The organism is Roseofilum halophilum BLCC-M91 (assembly GCF_030068445.1).
Classification (GTDB): Bacteria; Cyanobacteriota; Cyanobacteriia; order Cyanobacteriales; family Desertifilaceae; genus Roseofilum; species Roseofilum halophilum.
Genome location: NZ_JAQPOK010000154.1, coordinates 22982 through 33659, shown reverse-complemented (window position 1 = coordinate 33659; position 10678 = coordinate 22982). Strand labels below are relative to the sequence as shown.

Here is a 10678-nt window from a genome sequence, read left to right as displayed (position 1 = left end):
CATTCCAGATCTGTAGGGGCGGGTTTCAAACCCGCCCCTACAAAACCCGCCCCTACAAAACCCGCCCCTACAAAACCCGCCCCTACAAAACCCGCCCCAAATCAAATCCCCTTACCCTTCAGCCTCCAACTCATTCAACCCGTACCGCCCGAAGACCCCCAACCGGATGCCAACCCAGCCCCCGAAGGCAAAGGTTTAGAACTCTATACGCCCCGTGATGTCTTCCAAACTGTAGAATGGATCGGCGATCGCATTCATACCCTCTTTACCCAAGACCCCTATCACAGCGCCGCCGTCCTCGTGCGTACCAACGACCAAGGCAGGTTTGTCGCTCACCAACTGCGGCAGAAATACGGAACCAAAATCAACCTCTTTGAAGTCGCAGAAAGCGATCGCCACTCCCAGGTTCCCGCCGAAATACTCAACCTGCTCAACTTCCTCCAACGTCCCCATTCCCCCGACGCTCTCAAAGCCGCCCTCACCGTCCTCCTCAACCGTCGCCTCATTCCCCCCCAAGACCTCAACGCCCTCGCCACCCTACCCGAAGTCTTCCTCTATCCCGGCCCCCTCGACACTCCTGGAAACGACACCAGCAAAAGCGCCCGGCGCTACTGTCGCGCCCTGCTCCGGGCCCAGTTAGACCTACCCCCTTACCAACTCATTCCCTTTCTCGGTCTCACCCTACGCTATAGCCAAAACGAACTCGCCACGGCCGATAAACTAGCAGAACGAGTCACCCAGCAAACCCTAGGCGAGGAGTCCCTATCGGCCCTGTTGAGAGTTCTAACCGAAATTGTGCAATCAGAACGATTTGAGCCAGTTCAAGTAGATACCGCCGATGATTCCCCTTATATGCGGCCCAATCAGCTTACCATTATCACCATGCACAAAGCCAAAGGATTGGACTGGGATTATGTCTTTTTACCCTTTTTACATAAAAATATGATTCCGGGCAGTCGCTGGACTCCCCCCCAAACCCGATTTTTAGGAGAATTTAGTTTAGCTGAAGTAGCCCGGGCCCAAATTCGCGCCCATTTACATGGAGATCCAATTCCAGAAGGCAATCAAGCTTGGGAAGAAGCCGAACAGCTCAAAACCGCCGAAGAATATCGCCTACTCTATGTCGCCATGACTCGCGCCAAACGCCTCTTATGGATGTCTGCTGCAAACAAAAGCCCGTTTACCTGGAGTAAATTTAATGTCAATCGCCAGATGACCCTTCAATCTCAACCCGTCTGTCCTGTTTTCCCTGCCTTAAAGCGTCAATTTCCCCAATCTGTAATTTCAATTAAAAATTAAAATACAGCATTTCCTGAGTCAAAAGTATACAGCTTTTCTCTAATAGATGAGATACAGACTTAGCCCCTTCTCCCGTGGGAGAGGGGGTTGGGGGTGAGGGCTATACCTCATGCAAGAGAGCAAGGCTATAATCAAAGAAACTTATTGAGAGCTTTAACCAATTGATGTACAGTTGTTGATGGATTATCTTTAGCTGGATTCGCATGATCGTACTGTTCCAAAAGTTTTTCAGCCCGTTCAATCGCTTTTTTCTGTGTATCCCGCAATAGTTCATACATATCCCTATTATTTTTTTCATATTCTATACCCATATATGAAGATAGCTTAGAATTATATTTTTCTGGAGGTATAGAACTATCGCAATAATCAAAATGCAAGAGATACCATAATTCAAACTTTGGGTTAGAGTAAGCAACTTCAAAGCGTTTATTCTTAGCGCTAGATAGGGCAGAATTAAAATCTTGTAATTTCCAAGAATCTCGATCGAATACACACCAAACTCGATCGTAATCCCCATCTTCATCATTTAATTGACTTGCATAATCAACTAATTGACTAGGATTTCGTCCCAATCCTGTTACATTGACTTCAACAACATTTCGAGGCACACGAAAGCTTCTAAAATAGTTGGGTTCTGTTTTGGTTCCCTCACAAACAATCAGAAATCTCTGTTTAACTTCTCTAGTGTTAACTTTCCTCTTATATTTAGGGCTGCGGGGCTTCTTCTTTTTAGCCATTAGAGTTAATGAGATAACTTAGATCGCCAAGATATGGAATTGCACCATATCTTCCTTTAATATAGTCACTTTCAAAAGCAGCATCATTGGGTACTTTATATTCTGCAAGCGAATATAAATCAGTAGCACCATACCGATTTTTTTCTGTAAACCAAATTTGGTCTCTGCGGAATATTTTATGGCTCAACAAGTGAGTATCATGGGTGATAAATATAAGTTGAGCATTATTTGGGTTATTATCTTTTGAGTTAAACAGTTCAACAATCCCCAGGCTAATCAGAGGGTGCAACCTAGCATCAAATTCATCAATCATCAAGACTTGACTCTCTTTCAGAGCCATAATTAACCTTCCAGCCAGAGCAAATAGCTTCTGTGTCCCTTCAGATTCATGATGATTTAAATTGAATTCTTCGGTAAATTTAAGATTGCCATATTCATCAAAAACCTGGTGTTCTGTTCCCACAGAAACCATTTTAACTCCTTTCATATTATCTTCTTCTATAAAGCTTTTTAGCTGTTCTTTTATATCATTTGGTAAGAAATTAAACTCTGGCAAAAAATCCCTTTCTCTAATATTGATACCAGTGATCCCAAAATCAAGACTTTTTATTAATTGTTTAATCTCATCATTGAGATTGTTATCTTCCAAACACCTCAACGTATAACTGATATCTTCTGTATCATTTAATCCAGATACAATATTTAATGTTCTGCTTAACCAATTCAATATTTTTTCTGCCAAATCAACATTGAATTGAGAACAAACAGAAAGATACAAGGCATTACTGCGAGTAAATTGTTTTAAATTATTACTTTGGTATTTTTTAGATTGTTCTATTTGGTCTGAGTCACGGATAAAAAGCTTTGTTTCTTTAACATTAGGGACATAATACAGCCATTCAGATATCACCCGATGTTGAGTGACTTCAAAGCCATATCTGTATTTTGTGCCGTCCATGACAAAGACCAACTCAAACAATGATGGCTGTGTTTTGGTTTCTGTGCTGAGTCTAAACGGTTCTACCTTAATTTTTTCGGTACTCTGAGTTTCTTTCGATGAATTGATGATAAACCATTTCATAAATCCTAAAGCTTTTACCAGATTACTTTTACCACTAGCGTTCGCTCCATAAATTGCTGCACTCTTAAGTAGTTTTAGATTGTTACCTACACTAAAACTATTGTCTTCATCGATTTGTGGATTTTTAGAGTCAAGATTAGCGGCAACCATACTGAAAGTGACAGGTTCTTTAAACGATCTGTAGTTGCCGACACTAAACTCGATAAGCATGGGTGATTCTTGGTACTTAAACCAGTGATTGGTGAAAAAATCTGATATCTTGCGATCGTCTCCTGGGCTAAAACCCAGGAGATTGTTGATTGTTCACCCCTAAACCTAACCGTTCTCTGCAATGTAGGCTTCTAACACTTCAGTCGCCAATTGGGTCATGGACTTGCCTTCCTGGGCGGCTAAATCCTTAAACTGCTGATACACGGTATCCCGGACTCCGATCCGGTATCGAGCTTTACCAGAAGATACCAATCCCGATCCTGGGGTATAACTCTCAGAAAACGCCCTGAGTGCGTCAAAACCGACTCGATGACAAAAATCACCAAAACTCTCGACTTTGCCGTTATTCAGGCGTTCTTGCTTGAAATAGACGAATAATGGCTCTAGGGTGGACTCAAGGTCTTCATCCTTGACCTTATCTAGGAAGGGTTCGGAGAGCCGGTTTTGATTGGGGTCTGCTCCCAGCCAGATCTGGTATGCTCCTGGGGTTTGGCCGACAAATCCCAATTCGGCAATATAGGGACGGGCGCAGCCATTGGGACATCCGGTCATGCGGACGACAAAGTGTTCTTTGGGTAGTCCGACTTTTTTGAGTAGGGTGCGAATGCGGGCGAGAATGCCGGGTAGGGCCCGTTCTGATTCGGTAATGGCTAGGCCGCACAAGGGGAGTGCGGGACAGGCCATGGAGTAGCGGACGAGGGGATCGAGCCGTTCGGCATTGGTTTCGACTCCGTGTTGTTTGAAGATTTCGGCGATCGCCTCTTGATCCTTGGGATCGATTTCGTACAGAATCAGATTATGATTGGGTGTAAGGCGTATCGGTAACTGAAACTGGGTGACAATTTCCCGCAGGGCGCTCTTGAGCTTGAATTTGCCCTCGTCTTTAACCCGACCATTTTCAATGGATAAACCAAAGAACTTTTTACCATCGCCCTGATCGTGCCAACCCAAATAATCCTGATATTCAAATTCTGGTAGGGGCTTAAAGGGAGCGAGGGGTTTGCCGAAATAGTGTTCAACCTGGGCGCGGAATTTGTCCACTCCCCAATCATGGAGCAGATATTTCATTCTGGCATGACGGCGCTGGTGGCGATCGCCATAATCTCGCTGAGTCGCCACAATGGCCTTCACCAGATCGTACACATCTTCCTTCTCTACATAGCCTATGCGATCGGCTGCCCGTGCAAAGGTTTCTTCCTTATTATGGGTGCGACCTAAGCCCCCCCCCGCATAAACATTAAACCCTTCTAGCTCTCCAGCCTCATTTGTCATCACCACCAAGCCAATATCTTGCGTCAAAATATCGACCGAATTATCCCCCGGCACAGTCAGACAGATCTTAAATTTACGGGGCATATAATGCGTGCCATAAATCGGTTCTTCGCGATCGGTGAAATTCGTGCCATTGAGGTTTTTATTACGGGCCGCCTTCACTTCTGGCGCTTCTTCCCCACTAATCACCTTTTCTCCATCCAACCAAATCTCATAATAAGCTCCCGTTTGTGGCGTGAGTAAATCGGCAATCTTATTGGCATATTCCCAAGCATATTGATACTCTGGGCGAGTTTTATAGGGGGCAGCCGGAGCCATCACATTCCGGTTTAAATCCCCACAAGCGCCTAGGGTAGACCCCATATTTCTGACGATGCTAGAAATTACCGTTTTCAGGTTTTTCTTCAGAATTCCATGCATCTGAAACCCTTGCCGAGTCGTTGTTCTCAGGGTATGATTTCCATAAGTTTCCGATAAATCATCCAGCGCCAAATACAACTCTGGAGGAATAAAGCCCCCCGGACTACGAGTCCTGAGCATCATCTGATAATCTCTTTCTTGACCTTTTTGGCGATTATCCCGATTATCCTGTTGATAGGAACCATGAAACTTGAGAATTTGAATGGCATCGCCAGAAAAGTGGGTCGTATCTTCCAACAATTCGGAAGCAACCGGTTCTCTGAGAAAATCACTATTTTCTTTGATGACTTCGATCTTAGACGGCTTAGAAGTGGTCGAGGGAGAATTCAACGATGAAACCATAGAATCAATGGGTAAGGTTTTGCTACAATACCAAGGCATCTAACCCCAGGGTGACTAGAAAATCTAACGAATGGGGTCATCCGCTTAAATTTTTCGCAACTTGGGTAGGAATGACCAAACATCCAGTTAGATAATTTGGGGTTTCTTCCCATTTTATCGGAAGTGGGCCCTCAAACTCAGTCAAGCTTAGATTTTCTTAAACTCTTCTTTATAACTGTAATTAAATCAATGACTTAAATGGAGGAACTCAAATGCCCGATTCTGTGATGTATCAGTCCGATGGTTTTGTGGTTTTAGAGGCCAATCAACCGGAGCAATTTCTGACGGAAGTTGAATTACTCGACAAGCTTAAGGCCTGTTTGAGTGAATGCCAAGAGGAACTCCCCAGAGATTTACAAAAATTTACCACCCTAGAAGACCAGGCCAAGTACCTGATGGAAACCTCCTGCGAACTCGATCTTGGCCCGGGAACCTTCTTACAATGGTACGTGGTGCGCTTAGAAAAATCCTAGAGAGGGTTTAACTTACGGGAGCCGGTTCACCCACAGCAATTAAAAACACATCAAAACAATCTTCTTCGCCCTCTTGAGGGGTAACTTCGACCCGCAAACCGGGGCCAAAAAATCGTTCTATTTTTTCTTGTTTCTGCTGCCAAGCGTCTAAAGAGACAAAAGGCGACTCAAACTCTAAAACTAGAGCATAATGGTCATCAACAGCGATTTCTCGAATGCCAATTAAGAGGGGTCGTTCTTCATCGGTTGGACTTAAGCCTAAACTTTTGAGGGACTCATCGAGATGGGCTTCTTGGCCATAGCGATAGCGAGTCACATCTTTCCAGACCTGGAGTTGGGTGGATGTTCCCTGTTGGTCACGTAGGGCTAAAACCTGGGCAGAAGGTTCTTGAGTAACGGGGACGGGTTTTAGTTCTGAGGCTTTTAGGGCTAGTCCTCCCAATAGGAGGGGAATGCCATAAAAAAATCCGGCTAAGTTGAGGGTGGGATGATTGGTAAAATAGGCGACAAAGCCTCCGACTGTTAAGAGGCCTCCCACATATAAACCGACAGTTCCCAAGGAAATTTTGCGTAACATAATCGTCTTGTTTAATGAATCAATGACTACTTTATCGTTTCTGGAGGGCTACGACCAAGCACCAGAGACAATCCACAACCATTATCATTGAGATAGTGTCGGAACGTTTTAGGGAGATTTTCTAATGGTCACCAATAAGGACTTTACTTCGTCCAAAACTCGTCAGTTACTCGATCAAATCAACTCCCTCAAGCGCGAAGATGAAACCCTTTACAATATTTTAGCGGTGGATGTGTGGGCGCTGGCTAAAACGATGGATGAGTTTCAGCCGGGGTTTTGGACGGCGTTTATGAAAAATCGGGAAAAGGCTCTGAAGCGGTTTATGAGTGAGGCGGCTAGGAATAAACAGACTGATGGGAATAACCATCCGTTTTTGCGCTAGAGCCGATAGTGATAATAGACATCTCTGGCGGCGCGGTGTAGGAGGGAATGACGATAGACTAAGGCGGACATATCCTTGGCGTATCCACCGCCAATGACGCAAGCGACGGGGTGTCCTGCGGCTAGACAGGTGCTGAGAACTTGCATGTCTCGGCGGAAGAGTCCGGTGTCGGTGAGGGCGAGTTTTCCGAGGGCATCATGGATATGGGGGTCAACACCGGCATCGTAGAGGATGAGGTCGGGTTTGAGTTGGCTGAGGAGGTCGGGGAGATAGGTGGCGAGGGTTTGTAGGTAGGGTTCGTCTTCCATGCCGACGGGTAGGGGGATGTCGAGGTCGCTGGGGGGTTTGTGACTGGGAAAGTTAACTTCGCAGTGCATGGAGAAGGTGAATACGCTGGGGTCGTCTTGGAAGATCCAGGCGGTTCCGTCGCCTTGGTGTACGTCTAGGTCTAGGATGAGGATTTTTTGGGCTAGGTTTAAGTGTTGCAGGACGCGGGCTGCGATCGCCAAATCGTTGAAGATACAAAAGCCGGTTCCGCGATCGGGGAAGGCGTGATGGGTTCCTCCGGCGGTGTTACAGGCGAGTCCATGTTCTAAAGCTAGTTTACTGGTGAGAATGAAGCCACCAACGGCCCGACAAGTACGCTGGGCTAGGGCCGGACTCCAAGGTAACCCAATGCGTCGCTGGGCCTTGGGGTCTAGGGTTCCTTGGCAGTAGGCTTGGATGTAGTTGGGGGTATGGACGAGTTGCAGCCATTCTACGGGGGGGAGTTGGGGGCTATGGACTTGGGAGGGGGTGATGATGCGATCGCTCAGAAGCAACTGATAGAGCAGCTTAAATTTGGCCATGGGAAACCGATGACCTGGAGGGAGAGGCGCGACATAATCAGGGTGATAAACAATGGGTACAGATGCAGTCAAGGCGAGTTGGGGGTTATACTCTTTGGTAAACCCTACATGCTATTTTTATTAATTAGGTTTGATTAATCGGAGCGGCGGGATTTGAACCCACGACCCCCACTACCCCAAAGTGGTGCGCTACCAAGCTGCGCTACGCCCCGGTCACAGATTTCTATCATAACACAGGATTTTAAAAATTAAAACCCCTCTAAGGTATTTAAAGCGTGAATGACTTCTGGGGTGACGGTTGGGGGCCAGGTTCCTTCGGCTCGACGACCGGTGTTGAGGATGAAATGGAGGCTAAAGCTGTGGGGATAGCCTTGGACTTCCATCCACAAAAGGCTGCCTTCAGCTTCACAGGTGATTTTTTCTTCGTCCATGAGTTCGGGGGCGATTTGCTCTAGGCTGTGGATCAGTTGTTGCAGGAGTTGCTGAAATTCTTGCAGTTCTGGGGCGCTCAGTTCGATCGCCCAATCTGCACCGCCGAGCAATACTGGATACTCTGGGGCTTCGGGTTTCCAGCCGACGCGCCATTGGGGCCCTTGTTTAATCACGGTTGGTTTGGGGGTTGTAGATGCCGACGAGGACATCAATTAAAGCTTCCCGTTGCGATCGCGTTAATTTGGCGATCGCTTCCCGGTCTCCCTCTAAGGGATTTTTGGTCAGCACATCTGCACTGGGATAAACTCCTTCGTACATAATCTCATTGGCTCCCAAATAATCAGCTAGGGTTAACTTCCAATCTAAGCGATATTGAGGGGTACGACCTTTGACATACAAGTGATAGCGAATGAGTCTCTCGACCAGGGTATTATCGGGCTTGACTTCCCCATCTAATTTGCTGACATAATCATTTTCTAGGGGAAACTCCGGGAGTTGTTCATACACTAACCGCCAGAGATCCCTAGGTCGAATCCGAGTCTGGGCTAGGGCGGCTGGCCAATTGAAGGAGGTTAAGGGCATAACGGATAAAGCCGTCAGCCCTAGTAAACCGAACGCAATTAAGGATAATCGTCCTTGTTTCATTCACCAATGATTTCCGGTTGGGTTAACTCGTCCGACATTTCAATCACGGCTCGAATGACGGGCTTCATTTTTGGATCGTCCAGGTTATCAAATTCTTCGTAGCGGCGACGTTGGGCGCGATGGGCGACCTGTACGGTAATCCGATAGCGGTTGGATGCAGCATTAATGAGTTCTTCAGCACGACGCATTAATTCTTGGCTGTCTACGGAAGTGCGCTTGAACATAGGGGGGGTGTTTAGAAGTTTAAGTCAATCTTTTTCTAGTTTACCGGTTCTGGCTAAAAGTCGAGCAGCATCGAGGAATTAGCGGCCACAATTTGGTTATGGCCATTGCGTTTGGCTTGGTCGAGAACATAGCGAGCGAGTTCGAGGAGAAATTGGGGTTGGGTATCGATACGGGGGATGAGAGCTGCTACCCCCATACTGAGGGTGACGGTGGGAGCAACGGGGGAGGTTTTGTGTTCTAGATCTAGGCCGATAACGTTGTTTTCAATCATATGGGCAACATGGGTACTTCCCGATAGGTCGGTATGGGGAAGGAGGACGGCGAATTCTTCTGCACCATAGCGAGCTACGAGGTCGGCAGGGCGTTTCAGGACTTGGCGCACGGCATCGGCGATCAGTTGCAGGCAAAAGTCGCCGCTCAGATAGCCATAGGCTTCGTTGTAGAGTCGGAAGTAATCAATATCACAGAGAATGAGACCGAGGGGCGATCGCTCCCTGGAGAGTCGTCGCCATTCTTTTTGTAGGACTTGCTCGAAACGACGACGGTTGTACAGTTGGGTGAGACTATCGGAAGCAGAGAGTTGTTTGAGTTCTTGGTTGGCTTCTTTAAGTTGTTCGTAGAGTTGGGATTGTTGGATGGCGATGCTCAGTTGGGTACTGATGTCTTGTAGGAGTTGGATTTCCCAGGGTTCCCAGGTTCGAGGATGATGGCATTGATGGACGATCAACAGTCCCCAGAGATAGGTATCCCAGGGGGGATGGTAAGGAGAGGCAAGGGGTAAGTTGGATTGACCCAGTTTAAAGGTGTTTTGGGGAGGGGGGTTTAAGGGAATTCCCAGTTGAATCGGGAAGACTAATTGCGATCGCACCTGAAGTTGATGGAGCAATTGGCGATCGTCCTCTGGGAGATCGGCCGTTTCTAGATCCCTAATTTGGCTGATGTTTCCCTGTTGATAAAATGGAATTTGCTCTTTCGTATACAGCTTGTCAATGGGCTGATCCAGGATCGAAGCACAGGTTGAATCAACCGCTTCCACTACGACCGTACCGCTCCAATCGGGATTAAAATAGTAAACCAAGGCTCGGTCTATGCCCAATAGGGGTTGAAGTCGATCGACACTCGATTGCAGGATTTCTTCGAGACCTAGAGATTGGCGAATTTTGTCGTTCATCTTTCGTAAGAGGCGATCGCCTGCCCCTTGTTTCTCTAGTTGCTCTTGCTTCTGATGGAATTGAGTCCTATCCTCAATCAGCACTAAGTATGCAGAGCCTGGATTTTCTTCTGTCTCATCGGGAGTGCGATCGAGAAGTCTCCTCAAACCGATCTTGAGGTAAACTTCTCCTAAATCGCCCTCTCTCTCTACAAAATCATTTTCCCCTAATCCCTCTAAGCTTACAGTGCTTAACATCGGAAAAATTTCCCTAATATCCACACCCCGATCCGCAGACAAATGGGGAAGAACACAGTCGATCTGGGGATCGGTCTCTAGGATTAAAAACCGATCGTTAATCAGCAAATAACTGGCTTTCAATTGAAGGTTTAAAATTTGAGTGAATAGATGATTCATCGCTGGTTCTCCCCTTCCATAGCAAACTCCGAAATCACCCTTGCCAGATCGGGGTTGCACTTCAGAACTTGTGAACCACATCCGATCGTTACATTTTATTTATTCGCGCTCTAGTGAGGATCGCTTTTT

General features: G+C 46.7%; 12 protein-coding genes and 1 tRNA gene. 3 read left to right on the top strand and 10 right to left on the bottom strand.

Annotated features, from left to right (window positions below; genetic code table 11):
* On the top strand, nucleotides 1-1299 hold a 1299-nt coding region (locus PJF56_RS19985), incomplete at its 5' end, for a 3'-5' exonuclease (protein WP_283764476.1).
* 131 nt (nucleotides 1300-1430) lie between these two features.
* On the opposite strand, the gene PJF56_RS19980 is transcribed toward PJF56_RS19985, so the two are convergent.
* The 3 genes from PJF56_RS19980 to sir form a co-directional block, all read right to left on the bottom strand.
* The gene (locus PJF56_RS19980; protein ID WP_283764475.1) at nucleotides 1431-2036 is read right to left on the bottom strand and encodes an RloB family protein; all 606 of its coding nucleotides are present in this window, start codon (nucleotides 2034-2036) and stop codon (nucleotides 1431-1433) included.
* Complete coding sequence (locus PJF56_RS19975) at nucleotides 2029-3327, bottom strand: AAA family ATPase (protein ID WP_283764474.1); 1299 nt, start codon at nucleotides 3325-3327, stop codon at nucleotides 2029-2031. The genes PJF56_RS19980 and PJF56_RS19975 overlap by 8 nt, the downstream gene beginning before the upstream one ends.
* A 105-nt stretch (nucleotides 3328-3432) precedes the next feature.
* Nucleotides 3433-5361: a sulfite reductase, ferredoxin dependent gene (sir, locus tag PJF56_RS19970; protein ID WP_283764473.1), complete on the bottom strand. Its 1929-nt coding sequence runs from the start codon at nucleotides 5359-5361 to the stop codon at nucleotides 3433-3435.
* Nucleotides 5362-5612: 251 nt separating this feature from the next.
* Here sir and PJF56_RS19965 point away from each other — a divergent pair, with 251 nt between their 5' ends.
* Nucleotides 5613-5873, top strand: a complete 261-nt coding sequence (locus PJF56_RS19965) for a CRR7 family NDH-1 assembly protein (protein WP_283764472.1) — start codon at nucleotides 5613-5615, stop codon at nucleotides 5871-5873.
* Between the two features lie 7 nt (nucleotides 5874-5880).
* On the opposite strand, the gene PJF56_RS19960 is transcribed toward PJF56_RS19965, so the two are convergent.
* Nucleotides 5881-6450: a DUF2854 domain-containing protein gene (locus PJF56_RS19960; RefSeq protein ID WP_283764471.1), complete on the bottom strand. Its 570-nt coding sequence runs from the start codon at nucleotides 6448-6450 to the stop codon at nucleotides 5881-5883.
* 124 nt (nucleotides 6451-6574) lie between these two features.
* Between PJF56_RS19960 and PJF56_RS19955 the strand changes: the two genes are divergently transcribed.
* Nucleotides 6575-6832, top strand: coding sequence for a hypothetical protein (locus tag PJF56_RS19955; RefSeq protein WP_283764470.1), 258 nt, complete (start codon nucleotides 6575-6577; stop codon nucleotides 6830-6832).
* Here the strand turns inward: PJF56_RS19955 and PJF56_RS19950 are convergent.
* The 6 genes from PJF56_RS19950 to PJF56_RS19925 all read right to left on the bottom strand — a co-directional run bounded on the left by PJF56_RS19950 (nucleotide 6829) and on the right by PJF56_RS19925 (nucleotide 10549).
* Nucleotides 6829-7752, bottom strand: coding sequence for a histone deacetylase family protein (locus PJF56_RS19950; protein ID WP_283764469.1), 924 nt, complete (start codon nucleotides 7750-7752; stop codon nucleotides 6829-6831). The genes PJF56_RS19955 and PJF56_RS19950 overlap by 4 nt on opposite strands.
* 66 nt (nucleotides 7753-7818) lie before the next feature.
* Nucleotides 7819-7892 (bottom strand) — tRNA-Pro (locus tag PJF56_RS19945).
* 36 nt (nucleotides 7893-7928) lie between these two features.
* Nucleotides 7929-8321, bottom strand: coding sequence for a DUF1818 family protein (locus PJF56_RS19940; protein ID WP_347179594.1), 393 nt, complete (start codon nucleotides 8319-8321; stop codon nucleotides 7929-7931).
* Nucleotides 8278-8757, bottom strand: a complete 480-nt coding sequence (locus tag PJF56_RS19935; RefSeq protein WP_283764467.1) for a hypothetical protein — start codon at nucleotides 8755-8757, stop codon at nucleotides 8278-8280. Before PJF56_RS19935 ends, PJF56_RS19940 begins: the two co-directional genes overlap by 44 nt.
* Nucleotides 8754-8981, bottom strand: coding sequence for a DNA-directed RNA polymerase subunit omega (locus tag PJF56_RS19930; RefSeq protein WP_283764466.1), 228 nt, complete (start codon nucleotides 8979-8981; stop codon nucleotides 8754-8756). Before PJF56_RS19930 ends, PJF56_RS19935 begins: the two co-directional genes overlap by 4 nt.
* A gap of 53 nt (nucleotides 8982-9034) precedes the next feature.
* Complete coding sequence (locus PJF56_RS19925; RefSeq protein WP_283764465.1) at nucleotides 9035-10549, bottom strand: sensor domain-containing diguanylate cyclase; 1515 nt, start codon at nucleotides 10547-10549, stop codon at nucleotides 9035-9037.
* Nucleotides 10550-10678 lie beyond the last annotated feature (129 nt).